This is a genomic window from Methylicorpusculum sp. (assembly GCF_030651835.1).
GTDB lineage: Bacteria > Pseudomonadota > Gammaproteobacteria > Methylococcales > Methylomonadaceae > Methylicorpusculum.
Genome location: NZ_JAUSBX010000144.1, coordinates 1 through 20,499 on the forward strand (window position 1 = coordinate 1; position 20,499 = coordinate 20,499).

18 protein-coding genes are annotated in these 20,499 nt (G+C 46.3%); 11 read left to right on the forward strand and 7 right to left on the reverse strand.

Going from position 1 to position 20,499, the window contains the following annotated elements; translation table 11 throughout:
• The 5 genes from nirD to Q7V32_RS18310 all read left to right on the forward strand — a co-directional run.
• Nucleotides 1-233, forward strand: a 233-nt coding sequence (gene nirD / locus Q7V32_RS18290; RefSeq protein WP_304898421.1) for a nitrite reductase small subunit NirD, incomplete at its 5' end; no start/stop codon positions are given.
• Entirely contained in the window at nt 230-1,162 is a 933-nt protein-coding gene (locus Q7V32_RS18295) for a PhzF family phenazine biosynthesis protein (RefSeq protein WP_304898422.1), read from the forward strand. The genes nirD and Q7V32_RS18295, both read left to right, overlap by 4 nt.
• 334 nt (nt 1,163-1,496) lie before the next feature.
• On the forward strand, nt 1,497-2,309 hold the full coding sequence (locus Q7V32_RS18300) for a formate/nitrite transporter family protein (protein ID WP_304898423.1): 813 nt from the start codon (nt 1,497-1,499) through the stop codon (nt 2,307-2,309).
• An 81-nt stretch (nt 2,310-2,390) separates the two neighbouring features.
• Nucleotides 2,391-2,834 (forward strand): cyanase, encoded by a 444-nt coding sequence (gene cynS / locus Q7V32_RS18305; protein ID WP_304898424.1) that lies wholly within the window; start codon nt 2,391-2,393, stop codon nt 2,832-2,834.
• Between the two features lie 20 nt (nt 2,835-2,854).
• A complete protein-coding gene (locus Q7V32_RS18310) occupies nt 2,855-4,576 on the forward strand; it encodes a bifunctional protein-serine/threonine kinase/phosphatase (RefSeq protein WP_304898425.1) in 1,722 nt (573 codons plus the stop codon).
• 90 nt (nt 4,577-4,666) lie between these two features.
• Here the strand turns inward: Q7V32_RS18310 and Q7V32_RS18315 are convergent, their stop codons facing one another.
• From Q7V32_RS18315 to Q7V32_RS18325, 3 genes are all read right to left on the reverse strand, one after another.
• The gene (locus tag Q7V32_RS18315; protein ID WP_304898426.1) at nt 4,667-5,341 is read right to left on the reverse strand and encodes a multicopper oxidase domain-containing protein; all 675 of its coding nucleotides are present in this window, start codon (nt 5,339-5,341) and stop codon (nt 4,667-4,669) included.
• Nucleotides 5,338-6,996, reverse strand: a complete 1,659-nt coding sequence (locus Q7V32_RS18320) for a multicopper oxidase domain-containing protein (protein ID WP_304898427.1) — start codon at nt 6,994-6,996, stop codon at nt 5,338-5,340. Before Q7V32_RS18320 ends, Q7V32_RS18315 begins: the two co-directional genes overlap by 4 nt.
• Nucleotides 6,997-7,075: 79 nt before the next feature.
• Complete coding sequence (locus Q7V32_RS18325; protein ID WP_304898428.1) at nt 7,076-7,249, reverse strand: hypothetical protein; 174 nt, start codon at nt 7,247-7,249, stop codon at nt 7,076-7,078.
• Nucleotides 7,250-7,336: 87 nt separating this feature from the next.
• Between Q7V32_RS18325 and Q7V32_RS18330 the strand changes: the two genes are divergently transcribed.
• Nucleotides 7,337-7,681, forward strand: coding sequence for an FUN14 domain-containing protein (locus Q7V32_RS18330; protein ID WP_304898429.1), 345 nt, complete (start codon nt 7,337-7,339; stop codon nt 7,679-7,681).
• A 17-nt stretch (nt 7,682-7,698) separates the two neighbouring features.
• Here the strand turns inward: Q7V32_RS18330 and Q7V32_RS18335 are convergent, their stop codons facing one another.
• Genes Q7V32_RS18335 through Q7V32_RS18345 form a run of 3 tightly spaced genes read right to left on the reverse strand, consistent with a single transcriptional unit; the run spans nt 7,699 to nt 10,675 of the window.
• The gene (locus Q7V32_RS18335) at nt 7,699-8,919 is read right to left on the reverse strand and encodes a hypothetical protein (RefSeq protein ID WP_304898430.1); all 1,221 of its coding nucleotides are present in this window, start codon (nt 8,917-8,919) and stop codon (nt 7,699-7,701) included.
• An 11-nt stretch (nt 8,920-8,930) separates the two neighbouring features.
• Complete coding sequence (locus Q7V32_RS18340; RefSeq protein WP_304898431.1) at nt 8,931-9,815, reverse strand: OmpA family protein; 885 nt, start codon at nt 9,813-9,815, stop codon at nt 8,931-8,933.
• Between the two features lie 32 nt (nt 9,816-9,847).
• Complete coding sequence (locus tag Q7V32_RS18345; protein ID WP_304898432.1) at nt 9,848-10,675, reverse strand: motility protein A; 828 nt, start codon at nt 10,673-10,675, stop codon at nt 9,848-9,850.
• 298 nt (nt 10,676-10,973) lie between these two features.
• Between Q7V32_RS18345 and Q7V32_RS18350 the strand changes: the two genes are divergently transcribed.
• The 3 genes from Q7V32_RS18350 (at nt 10,974) to Q7V32_RS18360 (ending at nt 14,688) form a co-directional block, all read left to right on the forward strand.
• On the forward strand, nt 10,974-11,606 hold the full coding sequence (locus tag Q7V32_RS18350; RefSeq protein ID WP_304898433.1) for a response regulator: 633 nt from the start codon (nt 10,974-10,976) through the stop codon (nt 11,604-11,606).
• A gap of 560 nt (nt 11,607-12,166) precedes the next feature.
• Nucleotides 12,167-13,537, forward strand: coding sequence for a DEAD/DEAH box helicase (locus Q7V32_RS18355; RefSeq protein WP_304898434.1), 1,371 nt, complete (start codon nt 12,167-12,169; stop codon nt 13,535-13,537).
• 158 nt (nt 13,538-13,695) lie between these two features.
• On the forward strand, nt 13,696-14,688 hold the full coding sequence (locus Q7V32_RS18360) for a zinc-dependent alcohol dehydrogenase family protein (protein WP_304898435.1): 993 nt from the start codon (nt 13,696-13,698) through the stop codon (nt 14,686-14,688).
• Nucleotides 14,689-14,719: 31 nt separating this feature from the next.
• Here Q7V32_RS18360 and Q7V32_RS18365 read toward each other — a convergent pair whose 3' ends face one another.
• Entirely contained in the window at nt 14,720-15,583 is an 864-nt protein-coding gene (locus Q7V32_RS18365) for an HDOD domain-containing protein (RefSeq protein WP_304898436.1), read from the reverse strand.
• A gap of 165 nt (nt 15,584-15,748) precedes the next feature.
• Here Q7V32_RS18365 and Q7V32_RS18370 point away from each other — a divergent pair, with 165 nt between their 5' ends.
• Complete coding sequence (locus tag Q7V32_RS18370; RefSeq protein ID WP_304898437.1) at nt 15,749-17,590, forward strand: EAL domain-containing protein; 1,842 nt, start codon at nt 15,749-15,751, stop codon at nt 17,588-17,590.
• Nucleotides 17,591-18,129: 539 nt separating this feature from the next.
• Nucleotides 18,130-20,481, forward strand: coding sequence for a penicillin-binding protein 1B (gene mrcB, locus Q7V32_RS18375; protein WP_304898438.1), 2,352 nt, complete (start codon nt 18,130-18,132; stop codon nt 20,479-20,481).
• Nucleotides 20,482-20,499 lie beyond the last annotated feature (18 nt).

Genomic DNA, 20,499 nt, shown 5'->3' on the forward strand with positions numbered 1-20,499 from the left:
AACAGGCGCTGTACGCGCTCGATAATTTCGACCCGTTTGGCCAGGCCAATGTCTTATCCCGCGGCATGATCGGCGATATCGGCGGCCAGCCGATGGTCGCCTCACCGCTGTACAAGCAGCATTTCAACCTGGCAACCGGCGTGTGCTTTGAAGATGACACCGTCAAAGTCGCCACCTATCCCACCCGGATCGCCAATAACCGGGTCTCAGTCTGTGTTCAGGATGCCCCATGAAATATCATTATTATATTGCCGACGTTTTTACCCAGCGCATTTTTAACGGCGCACAGATCGCCGTGTTTCCTCATGCGGACGGCCTGAATGCCGATACAATGGCCCTTATCGCCAGAGAGCTGAACTTATCCGAAACCGTCTTCATTTTTCATAAACTGAATAATGCCCAGATCAGGCGCATGCGGATTTTTTCCCCGTTAGCCGAAGTCAATTTCGGTGGCCATCCGATCATCGCCGCCGCCTATGTATTGGCCAGTTGCGGTGATATTGACGTCTCGGCCCCGGTCACCTCGCTGATTTTCGAACAAAATGCAGGGAATGTTGAAACCAATATATCTAGCCGCGACGGCAAACCTTATTTTGTGCAATTTACCCGCAAAGTCAGCTCGATTGTTGACCGCTTTGCGCCCACCGATGACGAACTGGCGGGTTTTTTAGGTCTTGAACAGGCCGAACTCGACCACAAGAAATACTCACCCCGCCTGGTCTCCTGCGGCTATCCCTACTTGATCGTTCCTGTGTGGCAGTACGAGTCGGTGCGTAAAGCCCGCTTCAATTACAGCGCCTGGAGCCAATCCACAGCCCCGCAAACCGCCGCCCAGGAAATATTACTGTTCGCACCGAAATCGCCATTTCCCGACGCCGATTTCAACCTGCGCTTATTCGGCCCCCGTATCGCGCTCACCGAAGATCCGCCGGTAGGCAGCGCCTTACCGGCGTTTTGTGCGTACCTTTGCTCGTTCGAACACACCCGTAAAGGCACCCAGACCTTCGCCGTCGACAGGGGCGATGCGAACTCGCGGCGTAGCGTCATCAATCTGGAAATGGATCATAAAGGCACCGAGTTCTTAACCGTCCGGGTCGGCGGTGAAGCGGTGCTGTTCGCCGAAGGCACTATTGATTTAGGGGGATTGAATACCAGAGGATGAAAGCAGGGCATGAGTTAAATCTCGGTAGAAACGCAACAGCTTGCCTCTCTTCGATCCTGGTAGTAGTCAGAAAAGGGGGGGAAGAACGTCCTATGTCAGCTAACGGGGTCATGAAAAGTGGTATGAGGCGAGAGTAACACGAACGGTTCCGTGAGAGCGTTACGGTCCAGTTCCAGTGGAAGTTTCCAAAAATGCTTGCTTTAGTTGACGCTTCCTTTCCAGAAGTTTCAGCGATTGCAGGATTGGAATAGAAATTATTTTGGTTCATTTACCAATATTCATAGATGCGTTCTTAATTGAACGATACATATTATTTTAAATTTGGAGAAAAATTATGTCCTATTTAGTTCCTTCAGAATTTGTGACCAAGATGGTGGATGCAGGTGAATCAAAAGTATTCATGTCTACCCGAGATACGTTGATCAGGGCTTATATGGCCGGGGCGATACTGGCACTGGCTGCCGTGTTTGCGGTCAGCATTACTGTTCAGACCGGCTCACCGATCTTTGGCGCAATATTGTTCCCCGTCGGTTTTTGTATGCTGTATTTATTGGGCTTTGATCTTTTGACCGGTGTTTTTGTTTTAACGCCACTTGCATGGATTGATAAACGTCCGGGCGTAACACTGGGGGGTATTTTAAGGAACTGGGGGCTGGTTTTTACCGGTAATTTTTTAGGGGCGCTAACCGTCGCGGTCATGATGGGCATTGTGTTTACTTATGGCTTCTCCGTTGAGCCCGATGCAGTAGGAAAAAAGCTTGCCGGTATCGGTGAGGCGCGTACGCTGGGCTATGCAAAATATGGCGTGGCCGGCTGGTGTACCATCTTTATCAGAGGCATGCTGTGTAACTGGATGGTGTCTACGGGTGTGGTCGGGGCGATGATTTCCACGACGGTTAGCGGTAAGGTCATCGCGATGTGGATGCCGATTATGTTGTTCTTTGGCATGACTTTCGAGCACTCGGTCGTCAACATGTTTCTGTTTCCATCCGGTTTAATCATGGGTGGTAATTTCTCGATTATGGATTACTTTGTCTGGAATGAAATTCCAACGGTTTTGGGTAATTTGGTTGGCGGATTAGCATTTACCGGTTTGACGTTATATTCGACGCATGTAAAAACGGCGCCTAAACGTGCGTTTAACTAAGCCGCTTCAAGATAACAGAGTCTCAGATATTCAATTGCCGAGACTTCTTAGCAATAGCTCTAATTTTTAAAGGCATTCATCATGACACGCAACGAAGTTACCGAATTAGTCATCTTGCAAAAATTGCGTAAACAACTGACCTGGCCCCAGCTGGCCGAAGCCATAGGGCAGAGCAAGGAGTGGACAACAGCCGCTTTGCTCGGGCAGATGACACTGACCGCTGAACAAGCCGCCAAAATTGGCGATCTGCTGGAATTACCCGCAGATGCTGTTGAGCAACTGCAAGTGGTTCCCTACAAGGGGTCGCTACCTACTTCGGTGCCGACCGATCCGCTGATTTACCGGTTCTATGAACTGGTCAGTGTTTACGGCACTACTTTTAAGGCATTGATACACGAAGAGTTTGGTGACGGCATTATGAGTGCTATCGATTTCAGCATGGATCTTCAGCGAGAACCCGATCCAAAGGGAGACCGCGTCAAGATTGTGATGAGCGGCAAATTTCTTCCTTACAAGAGTTATTGAGGCCGCTTTGGCCTGAATAAATGTCCGGTCAATTAAAAATATCGGTAGGGCAGCATTCTGACAAAGGCCGGAAGGTAATTAATCAGGATTTTCACGGCGTTTACAGTCCTAAGGAACCCCTGTTAAGTGCAAAAGGAATTGCCATTGCCTTGGCCGATGGGATCAGTAGCAGTGACGTGAGCCATATTGCCAGCGAAGCGACTGTCAAGGGGTTTCTGGAGGATTATTATTGCACCTCCGAAGCCTGGTCGGTCAAGAAGTCGGCTCAACGGGTTTTGACGGCAACCAATTCCTGGTTACATTCGCAGTCTCAGCAAAGCCAGTACCGTTACGATAAAGACAGAGGCTATGTGTGCACCTTGAGCGCCATGGTTATCAAGTCGACAACTGCGCACATTTTTCATGTGGGTGATACGCGAATCTACCGCCTGCATGAAAACGGGCTTGAGCAATTGACCCATGATCACCGGTTTTGGTTGTCCAAGGACAAAAGCTATCTCAGTCGTGCCTTGGGTATCAATCCTTATCTGGAGATTGATTATCAAACGCTGTCAGTCGATGAGGGGGATATTTTCGTATTTGCGACAGACGGTATTTATGAATTTACCCCTGATCTTTTCATAATCAATGCAATTCATCAGTACGGTAATGATCTGGATGCTGCTGCCAAAGCCATTGTGGACGATGCCTACCAGCTAGGCAGTACGGATAATCTCACTGTTCAGATTGTTAGAATTGAAGAGTTGCCAAGTCAGGATGCCAAAGAGCTGTATCAGCAGTTAACCGAATTGCCATTTCCACCGATTCTGGAAGCAAGAACAGTTTTTGATGGCTACACCATTATCAGGGAAGTGCATGCCAGCAGCCGTAGCCATGTTTATCTGGTGGTGGATAGTGAAACAGACCGGCCGGTCATCCTAAAAACACCGTCAATTGATCTCAGGGACGATCCGGCTTATCTGGAACGTTTTCTAATGGAAGAGTGGATTGCCAGGCGCATCAACAGTGCCTATGTACTCAAGCCGTGCTTACAGACCCGAAAGCGCCATTTTCTGTATATCGCGATGGAATTCATTGATGGCCAGACATTGACGCAATGGATGATCGATAATCCGAAACCAGACCTGGAAACAGTGCGCGGAATAGTTGAACAAATAGCCAAAGGGTTGCGTGCTTTTCACCGCCTGGAAATGCTCCATCAGGATCTGCGGCCCGGCAATATCATGATCGACAAGACCGGCACGGTAAAGATCATTGATTTTGGTTCTACCCGCGTGGCCGGTATCATGGAAATCACAAGCCCGATCGAACGTAGCAATTTGCTGGGCACGGCCCAATACACGGCTCCGGAATATTTGCTGGGAGAGAGCGGGTCATCGGGTTCGGATGTTTTTTCTTTGGGTGTTATCGCTTACCAAATGCTGACAGGAAGTTTGCCTTACGGAACGCAAGTGGCCAAAACCAAAACCCGAGCAGAGCAAAGGAAATTAAAATACCAGACCCTCTTTGAGAAAAGCCCGGAGATTCCTGCATGGATAGATGAAGCCATCAGGAAGGCCGTTCATCCCGAGCCGCACAAGCGTTATCAGGAAGTCTCCGAGTTTATATTTGACCTGCGCCATCCTAACCAAGACTATCTGAATAAAACCCGCCCGCCACTCATGGAGCGTAATCCAGTGCTTTTCTGGAAATGCGTTTGTTTGATTCTGAGTTTTATCATTGCTCTATTGTTGGTCAAATAACGATAGTCAATCCCTAACGCCGTCACCTGTCAATCGAGCCACCGAACCCCTTCCAGTCTTTGAAGAAGTTGTTTCATGCTCGTTCCTTAGTTACTCTGCTGTTTTGTTTTTCTTTAATGAGCGCATCAGAAAATAAGGTGTGGCAATGCCGACCAGACATGAGAAAAACAGCACGGCAAATGTCGAGTTGTTCCAGTCTACCGGGTAAATGTCTGCTTTAACCGGCTCACTTATGCCCGGAATGCTGGGGAGATCGACGTCTCCGCCATCGACCTTGAGTTGCGCTTTCATGCCTTTTTCCATGTGCTGTGGAATCTCGCAATGGACTAGATAGGTTTTTTTCTGAGCAGGCACAATCAGCGATGCTTTCAGTTCTCCTTTTCCATACAATTCCAGATGAAACATGCCTTGCGGATAGAGGTAGCCGGGTAATCCGTGAATCATCAATTGATGGCGAATCTGATCGTCATTAATAAAGGTGATATTGATGCGTGAACACGGTGCAACATCCCATTCCTGCTGATCAAAAGCAAACATTTTTCCATTGAACTTCTCGGCATGTTTATGACCGGCGCGGATGGTAATGTCCACATCCCCGGCAATTTTTTGGCAATCCTGAGGCACTTTATCCTTGTTGGCGTTCATGATCATGCCGGTTTCGTCCATCATCATGCCGCCATGGTCCATCATGGCCATTGATAAACCCGAATAAGCAAAGGTCAGAAGGCTGATCAGAACAAATTTGAGTGCTGGGTTGAACTTCATTGGGCGTTTCTCCTTTTCAGAACGATCACGAGGAAAATAGCCAGACCTATCGCTAAGCCGCATGCCAGTCCGAAAGCGATGATCAGCAGATAATCAGGCGCGAATTGACCGGCTTCACCCAGGAAATGAGCAAAGTCGCCTTCACCCCAAACGGCTTTTTTCTTCGCGTAATAATTTTTATTGAACACTTGATCAAAGACAGCGTCATGCATGGTTGGCATGCCTTGTTCATCGAGTAAATGTTTGTAAGCTAATATGGACATATTACCGCCCGGTTCCATGCCGTCCGTTGTCGTTCCGGTTTCGACGTGGTCATGAAACATCCAAAGGCCGGGACCGTAGCTGTTTAAACCGTCATTGACCGTTTTAAGCAGTAAGTCTATGCGTTGTGCGGGAGCTATATCAAACACATCCCGCGTAATTTGTAGCCCCGCCGGTGCGTCCACGCCATCATAAGCCGTTATTGCCGCCTTATGTCCGTGAAAATGGACTGCGACAGAAGAGCGTTGAGCGTTAGCCAGCCGCAATTTTATTTTTTCGTTCTCACCGGCTACGATCAAGCTTTCACGTAAAGTGTAAGGAAATGAACGTCCATTCAACATGAAATAATTTTCGAATGATTCGGTGATGTTATATTCTCGGGACATCCGATGCGCAATAAGCCTGGGATCATTGGCATTTTGAATGATTTGAGCCAGACGTTTGTCCACCGATTGATAATACAGATCGTATTCCTGATCTGCGGTTTCCTTGACGGCGACGGAAGGGTGACGGACTTGTCCTGCGCCAATGTTAAACGTTTGTACCCAGTTGTTGGGCCGGTTTTCCTCGACCACAATCATCCCGTTTAAACCCATCGCAAAGTGTTGGGCGGTCTGGACATGGCAGTGATAGAACATTGTGCCGGCATGTCGGGTCTGGATTTCATAGGTATGGCTTTTACCGGGAAACACCGGGTGCTCTTCGCCGCCGTCATTGTCGCCGTTAGCCGTATGCCAGGGATGATCGACGCCGTGTAAATGGATAGTGTGTGGTAAGTAATGCGTGTTTTCCAGCGTAATCATCACCTTGTCGCCTTGCTCCACGCGAATGACCGGCGAAGGCGCTCTTAGCATGGGATTGGCGACAGTTGAATTAAAATTTTTGACACCCATGCCTACCGATTTGGGCGCGTAAACCCATAATCCGGGTTGTATGCCGGGTGCAATGTCGAACGTGTTGATCAAAAACTCGCCTTCAGGCGTTGCGCCGTTGAGTTCAATCACTTCCAATTTGATGTGGATGACGTCAGGGTCTCCGTCACCGTCCAAATCGTCTGTTTTTGTCAAAGCATCCTGAGCCATGTGCGTTTGCATCAAACTGTGCATGGACAAGTTATTGACCCCTTTCACTGACGCTGCAATGTCATAAGGGTTATCCGGTTCACAGAGTTGCGATGCTTCAATACTAACACCATCAATGACTTGCGCTTCCCGCCATTCCGGATGTTCGTTGGAACAAGGCTTTTCGGCCCCACTGGTTTCCCCGGCGATGCCGATAAGGGTTCCCGGCGGATTAATGCCCGCTTTTTGCTGCTGAGTTGGGGTTAAATAGACTGCAATCACGATCAAAATCGGGATCAGGGCACTGATTAACAGGAAATAGGTTTTCTTCATTTTCGGCAGATGGGTATCTTGGGTATTAATTTAAGGATTGAAAAAGTAAGCCGCTCGCGGCTTTTTTATGACTATCTGGCTAAGAACAAGTTCTTAAATTGCGGCGTTCTCTATTCGCTTTATCGTTAATTTTCATTATACCACTGGATTTTTTTAATCTGTTGGGCTGCAAAGCTTCAGCAATTCTCGGTTTGATCTTTTCGGCGTCATTTTGGGCTGGGAAAAGTCTTTTGAGGAATACTAACTTATCCATGATAAGGGCTTGTAGCGTGAAAGTAGCAAAATGAGTCAATCGGGACGTATAATTTGCACACTTTTTTGAAAATGAGTTCATAACACCATGAAAGATCAAGCGTTAAGCACACAAGGTTCCGATTTTCTTTCTTCCGCTTTTATGATCCCCAATATAGGAGGGCCGTTTCTTGTGGGGCTTGCGGTCGGTTATTTTGCTAAAAAAATGCTGAAGATGGCCCTGTTTGTTGGTGGTGCCGCTATCGTAGCCATGTTTATTTTTGAATATTACGGTATTACTTCAATCAGTGATGCTGATCTGGAAAACGCCGCAAAGGGTGCGGCAGATATGGCGGAGCAATCCGGAGATTATTTAGTGTCACGATTGTCGCAAATCACTTCGCGGGGTGTCAGTGCCGCTGTCGGTTTTTTTTCCGGTTTAAAAATTGGTTAAACTTTCGGGGTCAGTATTCACTTTTTCCCTAAGGGTGCGGCAACTGCCTTTTCCCAGAAAGATAGCTCTCTTACGATGGGGTTGATACAGGCTTCGTACCCCTGATATTCAATCCCTTTAAATACCTCATCCTTAAGCCATAAGTAGCTGGACGGCGATTGTGATTTTAGCTGAAAGGGAATCATAATATATTGTGCAAACAATTCGGCCAATTTTTCATTGATTTTTCCATTGTAGCGGCCGTTATTGACTTCCCACATAAATTCAAAAGCTTCAAACCATTTTGATGGCCAAAGTGCCAAGTCGGCATCCTTGATCAAGTAGATGTTAACAATATCGCTGGACAACTTTTTGTACCACAGAAAAAAATACAGTTCAGACTTTCCATCCCAGAAATGAAAATTATCAATGACATGAGCGAATTCATGCACCATCAGCGGTAGCCTGAAGTCGACCAGATAAGTCAGTTCAATATCTCTGTACGCGTTTTTTTCTTTGGCCTTATCAAAATTGGGGATGGTAATAAGAACGCGGTTGCTGCCGCTGTAAACTTGGGCAACTACTTGAGCGCGAAAACCCAGGCCAGGCATGATAGCTAATGGCAGCGTCCCGTCCAGCCATAATCGAGTATCTGCATCGTCCGGCGCAGCTTCTCTTATCAACGCTTGTGTGGCGGGTTTTATATGATGAGTTTCAATGGCTTGTTCAAGCTGACTCATCGGTTTGGCCTTCGTCATGGACGCCCTCATAAAAGGCGGTATTTTACGAATGGCTTTTTCGAATAATCTGAGATGGTCCGCTTCAAAGCGGGGTAAATCAAAGTCATTGCTGTGTTTGATCAGCGTTTTAGTGTCATAAAAAAGGGCCAATGCCCGTAACGCTGCTTCGCGGCTTTCCCAATAATTTTCCAAAACGCACAGGCTATCGGCTCGATCTTCTTTGCATTCGCTTTTGATCTTTCGCAGACGACTTAGATGCTCCGGTTGAGAGTGGCGGGTTAAAAAATCGATCGCTGTTTGCCGTAAAGCGGGTTGCTGCTTTTCGTAATAGTCAATAATTTCAAGCAACTGAGCTTTCTTGAAATGCCCGGAATGGCTGGTCGTGCATAAGAGTTCAGGTCCCTGAGAAAGCGTGAAAAAATGATGTTGGAACAAATCAGGAAAAGCATGGGCGTTGACTTCTGAATAAACAGGTCTCGGCAAAAACAGGAGGCTAAGCAGTAACAGTCGCAATAGCATGAGTTTTTGCGTTACAGGTCTTTTTCACGGATTTTCAGTAATAAACTGACTCTACGGTTTTTTTGGCGCCCCTCGGCTGAATCGTTGCCGGCAATCGGTTGCGTATCGGCGTAACTTACCGCTCGCAGACGTTTGGCATCAAGTCCTTGGGTGGTGAGATAGTGCAACACGTTGGTGGCTCGGGCTGCGCCCAGCTCCCAGTTGGTTGGAAATTGTCTGGTTTTAATAGGGCGGTTATCGGTGTGTCCTTCAATAAAAATCAGCCCGGTCGCCTGATTGAGGAGTCCTGACAGACTATTGAGCAAAGCTTTTCCTCCGGGAGTCAGTACCGCCTTCGATGACTCAAACAAAATATTGTCCTGAATTTCCAGCTGTGCATAGTCTTCAGTGACTTTTAGGTTGATTTTTTGATCCAGGCCTAATTGACCCAGTTTTTCGGACAATTTGATTTGCAGTTGATTTTCTGTGTTTTCAATTTCCGGCAGTGTTTCGCTTTTTGTTTCAATAGTTTCAATGGGCGGAGCGATAGGTTTCTCAGCCGGAGCCGGGGCGGTTAATAATTCTTTCGTCAGCTTTTCTGAATCGACGTGTTCGATTTCAATGGGGCTTGGCTGGGCTTTGGTAACGACGCCGGTGATGATTTTTTGAGTCGGTTTTTTAATCGCCTCTTCGGGCTGCTTGGTCGCAACAGGTTTAGGTTTTTGTGGAGAAGACACTTTTTCTTCTTGTGTTTTAAAGTCACTGACTGAAATCAGGGAAATGATCAGCATCACTATCAATACAAAAACGTCCAGATAGCTGAGCAGCCAGTTTTGCCGGGTGGATGGGTCCGGATCATTCAACAGATCTTCCATTATTTTGGAGGACTGGAGCTTAAGGAAAGGGTCTTTGTTCATGGCGATGACCGGAAATACAGGCGTTTGCGCGATTAGTCTGAGCTGTTATTAAGTTCATTTTCATAGCGTACGATAAAAGAGCGCAAGGTTTCGCGAACGAATGAAGGGCTCCGTCTCTCCGCGATCAGCGTAATGCCTTCCATGATCATGCTCATGATCATGATGCGTTGCTCGGTGCGTCTTTCCAGTTTGAGAGCGATGGGTGTGAAGATAAGATTGGCAAAAATCAACCCGTAAAAAGTCGTGATCAACGCGACGCCCATATTCAAACTCATCGCGCCAACGTCTCTAAGATCAATTATTTCCAGCATGTTAATCAGGCCAACCAGCGTGCCGAGCATGCCGAAAGCCGGAGAAAACCCGGCCATACTATGAAAAATATTGGCGTCTGCTTTTTCCTGGGCTCTGAGTCTGGCGATTCGCCATTTTAATAAAGACAAAATGTCTTCAGTGGGTGTTTGATCGACAACCAGTTGAAATCCGGTTTTAAGATAAGGATTATTGATGGTGTCGATAACGTTCTCTATTGCGACAAAATTCCGGTTAAACCACATTTTCGAAACAGAGATTATTTCTTCCGCCTCTTTCTCGGGGTTCAGGCTTTCATAAAGGAAAATCAATTTAACTGATTTGATGCCTTGTTTAATGTCTCTCAGCGGGTAGCTCAGACAAACTGCGGCAATGGTTCCTATCACGACGATGAAAAGTCCGTAAAGATTCAGATATGACCGGGCATCGTTGGCGGCAACAAAGACGATAAATAAAAATAAAAGCAAGCTGAATATCAACCCTAATGCGGTTGAATAATTGAGCGAACGGGTTTTATGCGCTGTGTAATTGAATAGGTCGAATTTGTTCATGGCTTGATGATAACAGACAGTCCGTATTATGTAGATAGTATCGAATAAATGTAGCGACGGGTGAAGGGGTAAAATGGCGATGGTTTAAAAAACGCGGGTCAATCAGGCCGAACTGCGTGTTTTTTAACAGAAAATAGTTGTAAAGAATTGTTGGTCAGGGAAAACACTATTCCTGGTATCCAAAGTCATTCGACAAAAATTGATATATCAAGCTGATTTTGGCAAACTATGAGTCCGCAGCACCCAAGATTATCAGAATTTTCAAGTAGCGAAGCTCATCAGGAGAATTTCAGGCATTATGATTAAAGTGTTACTTGTCGATGATCATGAAATAGTTCGTTCGGGTGTTGAATCTTTGCTCAATGGGACCGGGGATATTTGTGTAATTGCCGTTGCCAGTTCAGGAGAGGAATGCCTTGAGCTGCTTGCAGTTCATCAGTTGGATGTTGTCTTGATGGATATCAGTATGCCCGGAATCGGGGGTGCTGAGGCCAGTCGGAGGGTTTTACTGGATTTTCCCGCCATAAAAGTGATAGTACTCTCTGTTTTCAATGACGGCCCTGTTCCTCAGCAACTGATGAAAATGGGTGCTGCCGGATTTATTTCAAAAAGCTCGCCTTTTGAAGAAATGGTCGTTGCCATCCGGAGTGTCATGAAAGGGGAGCGTTATCTTTGCTCCGAAGTAGCCAGAAATATGGCATTTTGGGGCTTGGATCCTGATGATAATTCGCCGTTTAGCCGTTTGTCTCAACGCGAATCAGAAGTTGTGGTGATGATCTTGAACGGCAAATCAATTAAAGAGATGTCGGAATTACTGACGCTTAGTGATAAGACAATCAATACTTATCGATACAGGCTTTACGAAAAACTGCATGTTAAAAACGATGTGGAACTGACCCGTTTAGCCATTAAATACAACTATACGAATTAGTTTTGGCCGGCACTCACTCAAGATTTAGGTATCAGCTCACCCATCCCATTTTATTGGGTGTAGGTGGTTGATTGAAAAAGGCTTCTGCAACAGGGCTGTTGCAGAGAGCTATTTGTCCTTTGATACGCTCAGGACGATCCTTTTGACGATTGGCATTACGTCTTCACGAAATTCTTTTGGGCGTAATCCTCAGGTAATAACAGCACTTTCCAGTTTAAACTTTTATCTGTCGTTGTGGGTTGGCGTAAGCCTTGCGAGGAACGTCGTAAACCCGTTCTCGCAAAGCTGACGCTTCCCCTTTTATCATCAAATAGAGAATTGTTGATGTAATAAAACGAAATCACCAGGACCTTATTTCCAGACATACCCTTATTCTTAAAAAAAAGCCGAGGTAAGGGCTGTCCGGTCTGTTACAATGTTCTTCATTACATCGCTCAGTCTGCGGTGTTCCTCGCGGTCACCTCTTCCGGTACACTTCGATCTCATCCACCCTACACGAATTCCGCCTAGACTGACCCAGGGTATTCCCCGGTTAGGCCATTCCAGGAGCTTTATCCATAATGTTATTTTCAGAACTCGGCTTAGCGGCCGAATTAGTCCGTGCTGTGTCCGAAGAAGGCTACACCACCCCAACTCCGGTTCAACTTCAGGCCATTCCAGCGATTCTTGAGGGACGCGACGTATTGGCCGGTGCTCAAACCGGTACCGGTAAAACTGCCGGTTTTACTCTGCCCTTGTTGCATCGATTACATACCCGCAAGCCACTTGGCAATCGCCGCCCTGTTCGGGCCCTGATTCTTACCCCGACCCGCGAGCTTGCTGCGCAAGTTGCCGAGAGTGTCGCTACCTATGGTAAATATCTCTCATTCAAGTCAACGGTTATCTTCGGTGGTCTGAGTATCAATCCTCAAATTGCGCAATTGCGCAGAGGCCCCGAAATCGTTATTGCTACGCCCGGTCGTTTGCTTGATCACATCGCTCAGAAAACAGTCGATCTATCGCATCTGGAAATTTTGGTTCTGGATGAAGCTGACCGCATGCTGGATATGGGCTTTATTCGCGATATCCGCAAAATTCTGGCTTTGTTGCCGCCTATTGGTGTCGACGGACGTCAGAACTTGTTGTTCTCGGCGACTTTCTCCGATGAAATACGCCAGCTTGCCAACGGATTGCTGCATGACCCTGCGCAGATCGAAGTGGCCCGCAGGAACACTACGGTAGAAACAGTCAGCCAGGTCGTTCATCTGGTCGACCGCACTCGTAAACATGAGCTTTTGTCTCATTTGATCAGTAAACAAAACTGGCGTCAGGTGCTGGTATTTACCCGTACTAAACACGGTGCCAACAAGCTTGCCGAACAACTCAACCGTGACGGGTTAGGTTCGGCGGCTATTCACGGCAATAAAAGCCAGGGCGCGCGCACCAAAGCCCTTGCCGATTTTAAGAGTGGAGCCGTTCGTATTTTGGTCGCTACCGATATCGCTGCGCGCGGACTGGACATCGATCAATTGCCGCATGTCGTCAACTTCGAACTGCCTAACATACCTGAAGATTATGTTCACCGTATTGGCCGCACCGGACGCGCCGGAAATGAAGGGGAAGCGGTTTCTCTGGTTTGTATCGACGAGCGTGATTTTCTACGCGACATTGAACGGTTGATTAAACACGAAATTCCCAAGGAGGCGATTGAGGGTTTTACACCGGATCCCACTATCAAATCCGAACCGGTTTTCAAGCAGCGTCAACAGCGGCCATCTCGGTCTTCTAATGGTGCCAGATCGAATAGCAGCCATGGGAAACAACCCGAGCAGAAACCGCAGGCGAAGCAAAGTCATCATAATCCACGCAACAATAGCGGTCAGCAGCGGGTTTCCGATCAGAGCAGTCGTACCAACGTGAGCCGGACCGGGCAACGCCGTGTCGGCGCTTAACCGCGACCTTACAGGTTAAATCGCCGCCGTTACGGCAATTCTTGGCGTAACGGCGAAGGACCTATTATTTGTAAATGCTTATGGAAAACTCAAAATGCTGACGATTAGCTAAAAGTTGTTCATAATCGGATTCAATTTATTATTGGCGGAAATTCCAGATGAAAGCTGTTGTCATGACTGCCGTGGGTGGTGCCGAAGTTTTGCAGATCAAACCGGTTGATGAGCCGCAAATTACTGAGCCTCATCAGGTCAAGATCCGGATCAAGGCGGCGGGTGTCAATCCGGTGGATACCAAAATAAGGCGGAAAGGTCTTTTTTATGGAGCCGTGCCGCCTGCCATCTTAGGATGTGACGGAGCGGGAACTGTTATCGCTACAGGCACTGAAGTTATTGGTTTTAAGCCCGGCGATGACGTGTGGTATTGTCATGGAGGCTTGGGCCGTGAGTCCGGCAACTATTGCGAATATACGGTAATCGACAGCCGTTGGCTCGCTGCAAAACCGCAGTCCTTGACCTTTATCGAAGCCGCCGCTGCACCATTGGTGCTGATAACGGCCTGGGGCGCTTTGTATGACAGGGGGGCTTTGCAGCCCGGACAGACCGTTTTAATCCATGCCGGTGCCGGTGGTGTTGGTCATGTTGCAATTCAGTTGGCCAAATTAAGAGGCGCCAGGGTCATTGCTACGGTAAGCTCTCAGGAAAAGGCCGAATTTGTGGCTGCATTGGGGGCGGATGTCACCATCAACTATAAGGAAACGGATTACGTTGCGGCTATCATGCAGTTAACTGATAACCACGGCGTTGATTTGGTTCTGGATACGGTGGGTTCCGAGGTGTTCCAAAGCAGCATTTATGCAACGGCCTGTTTTGGAACCTTGGTAACATTATTGGATCCGGGCTTGGTCGATCTTGCCGAGGCAAGGCTCAGAAATCTCAAAATTGGTTTTGAATTGATGCTGACTCCGCTTTTGCGTGACTTAAGTCCGGCTCGTGAGAAGCATATAGCTTTATTGAATAGCTGCAAAAACTTGATAGACAACAACCGGCTCAAGGTCTCCGTCGGGCGTATTTTTCCGCTGGAGCAAGCGGCCGAAGCTCATCGATTGATAGAAGAAGGGCATTGCACGGGCAAAATTGTGCTTGAAATTTGAAAGGGAAAAGTCGCTCAGGCTAATTTTTGCTTCAGCGCTTGGGATAAAAAATGGCGAATATTTCTTCAAATTGATCATGAACGGAATCCATGATTTTAACCAGTATGCTCTGGGAAATATTAAAGCGATCAAGTTCTTTATCAATGCTGTCCTCTAATTCCATCTTGCTCAATTTTACAGCCAGTCTGACAATGGCCGCTGTTTCGCTGAAAGGGCCGGTATTATAGGGAGCATTGTGTTGAGCAATGGATTCGGTAATGACGTCCGGCAATTTCCATAAGCGGCTGAGTTCTGAGCCAACCTGATAATGGTCGAAACCTAAAAGTCTGCGTTCCAATGCGCTGTCCGTCTCATCGGAGGATTCGATTAACAAACTGATCTCTCGGGCTAATTCCGGTATTCGTCTGTAGAGCACCAGTTTGCCTATTTCATGCAGCAAACCACAGATAAAAATCGTTTCCAGTTTTTCTGCTGATTGAGTTCTTTTTGAGATTTCTTTCGCGGCTAAGGCTGTTCTGACACTTTGAGCCCAATAGTCATTGAGCGAAATAGTACCCGTAGGCACATTCGAAAATTTCTCAATGATCAGGGTGCCTAACACCAGGTTTTGTAGTTCTTGTGTACCTATTATCGATATGGCTCTTGATATAGTCGAAATTTGCGAGGGAAAGCCAAAAAAAGCGCTGTTAACCAGTTTTAACAAACGCATCGTAAGTCCCGGATCCTTATCTATAACGCTTCCTGCATCAGCCATCGTTTTATTGGGATCATCAATCACTTTTTTCAGTTGAAAATAGATGGCAGGTGGTGAACTCAGCTGCAAATCGCCTTTAAATAGATCCGATATGGTTAAATCGTTGCTGTTCAATGAAAAAGACGAATAGGGTTTGTTCATGGGCTTCATTTGGAATTTGTAAATACATGACTATGATTAACTGAAAGCATAGGGGAGCTTTTTCATAATGCAAGGAAGCAGCAGTGGATTCAAATACACTAAGAAACGGACCGATTCAATGGGATCTGTTGGCGGGATAGACAATCCGAATTTACCAAAAGTATGATGTTGAGCAAATCATTACAACGCAAGAAAATAATCATAGCCGGCCTCGATTCTAAGTTAGTGATAGCCATAGAAGCGATGCTTTTGAGAAAAGGCTTTTCCAATTTGTCATTTGCGAATGAATGTGCGGATATTTATCGCATCATTCGTCCGTTTGCTGAGAATTCAGTCGATCTGGGCCTCGTCATTGTCGATGAGTTTTTGCCTGGAGGCGATGTGGGCCACATGTGCACATCGCTCTCCCGCGAAAATAACGGTATCGCCCTGCCTTTTATTATTTTAAAAGCGGAATCTTCGGATCAATTAAATGACTCCATCCAGTCTTCAGGGGATTTGATTTACGATCTTTATGCGTCATTTAGAGAGGCCGAATTATTGATTTTGGTCGAATTACTTTTGGTTTTAAAGAATGAGCGATATTTACGCAATCAACAGCAGGAAAAATTAATCAGCGAGTTGGCTACCCGGAAACTGCTTGATGCCAAACTAAAATATTTGATCGCTCATGACGAACTGACCGGCTTGATGAACCGTGCCAACTTGGAGCAACACATTCGCTTGAGCCTCATGCGATTTAAAGCGCTGCATCAAAATGGCGCGTTGTTATTGATAGATCTTGATCGCTTTGGTCTCATCAATGATCTGGAAGGTTTTGATGTAGCTGACAGGCTGATTATAGAGGTGGTCGCATTAATCAGAAAGACTTTGACGAGAGACGTTTTTTTTGCGCGTATCGATTCAGATGAATTTTGCCTTTATTTCGAAAACGTTTCTCTTACTCAGGCTAAGGAATCTGCGGAAGCGATACGCAAAAGTCTGGATGAATGCCGCTTCACTACCGGGGATGTTTGTTACAACATCACGGCATCGATTGGCATCGCCGCGTTACCCACACAGAAAGTGATTGTCCATCCTGAAGAACTGATTTCCAAAGCCCATCAAGCGTGCTATCTGGCAAAACAAAATGGCCGTAATATGGTCTGGATCTATAACGAGGACGATAAAGCCATCAAGGAAAGGCACCGTGATGTTTTTTGGGTTCCACTGATTCGGGAAGCCTTGGTCGACAAAAACTGTTTTCTGGTTTTTCAGCCGGTTATTAACTTGAAATCAGGTATTGTCTCGCATTATGAAGTGCTTATCAGGATGCGGGGGCAGGCTGACAGCGTCATTCATCCCATAGAATTTATTCCGGTAGCCGAGAGGATGGGGTTGATTCATTGCATAGACATCTGGGTGGTTGAAAACGCGATAGATTTTTTGGCCGCGTTGCCCGTTGAAATGTCGGATGTTTGTCTTGCGATTAATTTGTCCGGTTTTGCCTTTCAGGATGGTAGTTTATTACCAACTCTAAAGCGAAAGCTGGATCTCTCCTGGGTTAATGCCGACCGGATTACGTTTGAAATTACCGAAACTGCCGCTGTTGATAATTTCGACCAAACCCGGCAAATGATCAACAAAATAAGAGCACTGGGATGCCATTTTGCTTTGGACGATTTCGGTGCCGGGTTTTGTTCATTTAACTACCTCAAAAAATTCCCTGTCGATTATGTCAAGATTGACGGCCAATTCATTCGCAATCTGGTCAATGATGAAACCGATCAAGTATTGGTAAAATCAATGGCGGATGTCGCCAGGAAACTGGGCAAGAAAACCGTGGCAGAATTCATAGAGGTACCGCAGGTTATTCCGATATTGGTCAGCCTCGGTATTGAGTACGGGCAAGGCTATCTTTTTGGTAAGCCCTGTCGGGAATTAATTGATGGAGGCCGGGTTCCTCTTGCACAATTTTCAAATGAAAGCGAAACAAAATCGCATTTTTCGTATAATAGGCTTGATTAAGCAAATTCAATCCGAGCTTCTTTCGCAAATAAGCATTCGTTGCACTTCACCTGATTTTTATTAATGGGTTAAAACTAACCTTATCCAGCTACGATTTTCCGGACAAGATTTCTTTTGAATCGATGATTAATGGATTTAGGTGCGGCGTTTTGCTTTGTTCAGGTTTACTTCATGACGCTGAGTTATTTTTATTCAACAAGCAAAGCTGTATTCCGGAAATTCTTTGTATCAAATGGTCATCATTAGACCGCTTTATGCCTTAAGGATTTTCCATTAGTGCCAGGGATGTTCATCCTTAGTCGGCAAGAAGGGCTGCGTTATAAATGGCGGCATTGATTTAATTCGTTGGAAAGCCCAATATAAACAATCACCTGATAAATAACGAAAAGGTCCATTTAATGACTGCTAATCAGGTTCATCCTTGCTCCAAGAATCAAACATAAATACATCAGCTTCACTGACAGTTTTTTTGAGTATAGATGCGCCGCTTATTTTGCGGCAAATATGAAGCGTATACCGAATAATCAATTTTTTAAAATATGGCCACTAGACCTCAAAGTACACTAAAAAGAAAATCAACGGTACGCAGAAACAAAAAAAAACAGCCCGTCAATCCTGTTAAAAGATGGCTAATCAAATTAGTGGTGTTGTTTCTGGTTTTCGCCTCTTTTTTGTTGGCTAGTTACATTGGATATCTTGATTACAACGTTCGCAATCAATTTGAAGGTAAACGCTGGGCGATTCCTGCTCGCGTTTATGCCAGTCCGCTTGAATTGTATACCGGACATAAAATGACGTTAGCCAATTTGGAAAGTCATTTGCAATTTTTACATTACCGTGAAGATCCACAACTTTCTTCCGAAGGTACTTACTCCAAACAACCATCTCAAATAACAATTAAAACGCGCACGTTTAGTTTTTGGGACGAAAAACAGGAAAGCCGTTTGGTTAAGGTACAGTTTTTCGATAATGGCATCGCCGGAATATTTGATGCAACTTTGTCAAAAGACCTGACCATTTTTCGGCTGGATTCATTACAGATCGGCAGTTTTTATCCTACCCGTAAGGAAGATCGCGTTCTGATCAAGCTGGCCGAGGCGCCGCCGACTCTGATACAGGGATTATTGGCGACAGAGGACAGGGATTTTTACCAGCATTACGGCATTTCCTTGAAAGCGATTGCCAGAGCCATGTGGGCCAATGTCAGAGCCGGTGGTATCGTTCAGGGCGGAAGTACGATCACGCAACAGTTGATCAAGAATTTCTATTTGACCAACGAGCGCAGTTTTGTAAGAAAAATCAATGAAGTGTTCATGTCGTTAATCATTGAGTATCGCTATGACAAAGACGAAATATTGGAAGCTTATCTTAACGAAGTGTATCTGGGGCAGGACGGGGCCAGTGCCGTTCATGGATTTGGCTTGGCCAGCGAATTTTATTTCGGCCAGCCGTTGAAAAATCTTCCGTTAACTCAGGTGGCCTCGTTGGTGGCTTTAGTGCGTGGACCGTCTTACTATGATCCAAGGCGCTACCCGGATCGAGCACTTGAACGCCGTGATCTGGTCCTCGATAAGATGGCCGAGATGAATTACATCAATGAACAGCAACGCGACGAGTCAAAAAAAGAACCGTTAAAAGTCATTGCCAACACGCACCGTTCTGTAAATCGTTATCCGGCGTTTCTGGATGTGGTTAAACGGCAGTTAAGAGAAACTTATAAGGAAGACGATTTAACCTCGGAAGGGCTTAACATTTTCACGACCTTGGAACCCCATGTGCAAGACGCACTGGAAAAAACCGTTGCTGAAAAAATCAAAGAGTTACAAAAAAATCCAAAAGCGCGGCAACTGGAAACGGCTGTGGTCGTTACCCGAAAAGAGGATGGTGAAATCGTCGGCTTGGTGGGGGGCAGTGATCCGAAATCTGCCGGTTTTAATCGGGCATTGGATGCGGTGAGGCCTATTGGTTCATTGATTAAGCCCTTTGTTTACCTGACCGCGCTTGAGTATCCATCGAAATATACGATTACCACACCGGTCAGCGATACTACCATCAGAATCAAGGCGGCAAAAGGTCAGCTATGGGAGCCTAAGAACTACGATAATACCCAGCACGGAATTGTCCCGTTTCATAAGGCTTTGGCTAACTCTTACAACCTGGCTACCGTTCGTATCGGCATGGATATCGGTGTCGCGCGTGTTGCTAAAACGTTAAAAAGCATGGGTATTACCCGTTCGATCGAACTGTTTCCATCGTTTCTTTTGGGCGCGTCTCCCTTAACGCCTATGGAAGTTACGCAAATTTATCAAACACTTGCCGGTGATGGATTTACATCGCCTTTGAGATCCATCAGGGGTGTTGTCGACAGTGAAGGGAAGCGTTTGCAAAGTTACCCTTTTACCGTCAGACAAACGGTTGATCCGTCGGCAACTTATATTACCAATACGATCATGCAGGAAGTGATGAACGAAGGAACAGGCCGCTCTGCTTACAATTATGTGCCGAGAGAATTTCAGCTGGTGGGTAAAACCGGAACGACCAATGAAATGAGAGACAGCTGGTTTGCCGGGTTCAGCGGCGATTATCTCTCGGTCGTGTGGGTCGGTAGAGACGATAATAAACCGGCAGGCCTTACCGGTTCAACCGGTGCGCTGAAGTTATGGGCCGGTCTTATGCAGAAAATCAGCACCCGTCCCGTCCTGTTGACGCCGCCTGACAATGTCGATTTGGTCTGGATAGATCCTTTTACAGGGTTATTGGCAAACAAGGACTGCCCCGGCGTCAGTCAATTTCCTTATATTCGTGGTTCTGCACCTAAAGCCAGCTCACCCTGCGTGAATGGCGGCGGCAACGAGAATCAGGATAACTGGTTAAATAATCTTTTTCAATAAATTAAAGCGAGCATTATG

Coding starts and splice junctions, on each gene's coding strand:
- Q7V32_RS18295 (WP_304898422.1), top strand. CDS start 230: ATGAAATATCATTATTATATTGCCGACGTTTTTACCCAGCGCATTTTT.
- Q7V32_RS18300 (WP_304898423.1), top strand. CDS start 1,497: ATGTCCTATTTAGTTCCTTCAGAATTTGTGACCAAGATGGTGGATGCA.
- cynS (WP_304898424.1), top strand. CDS start 2,391: ATGACACGCAACGAAGTTACCGAATTAGTCATCTTGCAAAAATTGCGT.
- Q7V32_RS18310 (WP_304898425.1), top strand. CDS start 2,855: ATGTCCGGTCAATTAAAAATATCGGTAGGGCAGCATTCTGACAAAGGC.
- Q7V32_RS18315 (WP_304898426.1), bottom strand. CDS start 5,341: ATGAAGTTCAACCCAGCACTCAAATTTGTTCTGATCAGCCTTCTGACC.
- Q7V32_RS18320 (WP_304898427.1), bottom strand. CDS start 6,996: ATGAAGAAAACCTATTTCCTGTTAATCAGTGCCCTGATCCCGATTTTG.
- Q7V32_RS18325 (WP_304898428.1), bottom strand. CDS start 7,249: ATGGATAAGTTAGTATTCCTCAAAAGACTTTTCCCAGCCCAAAATGAC.
- Q7V32_RS18330 (WP_304898429.1), top strand. CDS start 7,337: ATGAAAGATCAAGCGTTAAGCACACAAGGTTCCGATTTTCTTTCTTCC.
- Q7V32_RS18335 (WP_304898430.1), bottom strand. CDS start 8,919: ATGCTATTGCGACTGTTACTGCTTAGCCTCCTGTTTTTGCCGAGACCT.
- Q7V32_RS18340 (WP_304898431.1), bottom strand. CDS start 9,815: ATGAACAAAGACCCTTTCCTTAAGCTCCAGTCCTCCAAAATAATGGAA.
- Q7V32_RS18345 (WP_304898432.1), bottom strand. CDS start 10,675: ATGAACAAATTCGACCTATTCAATTACACAGCGCATAAAACCCGTTCG.
- Q7V32_RS18350 (WP_304898433.1), top strand. CDS start 10,974: ATGATTAAAGTGTTACTTGTCGATGATCATGAAATAGTTCGTTCGGGT.
- Q7V32_RS18355 (WP_304898434.1), top strand. CDS start 12,167: ATGTTATTTTCAGAACTCGGCTTAGCGGCCGAATTAGTCCGTGCTGTG.
- Q7V32_RS18360 (WP_304898435.1), top strand. CDS start 13,696: ATGAAAGCTGTTGTCATGACTGCCGTGGGTGGTGCCGAAGTTTTGCAG.
- Q7V32_RS18365 (WP_304898436.1), bottom strand. CDS start 15,583: ATGAACAAACCCTATTCGTCTTTTTCATTGAACAGCAACGATTTAACC.
- Q7V32_RS18370 (WP_304898437.1), top strand. CDS start 15,749: ATGTTGAGCAAATCATTACAACGCAAGAAAATAATCATAGCCGGCCTC.
- mrcB (WP_304898438.1), top strand. CDS start 18,130: ATGGCCACTAGACCTCAAAGTACACTAAAAAGAAAATCAACGGTACGC.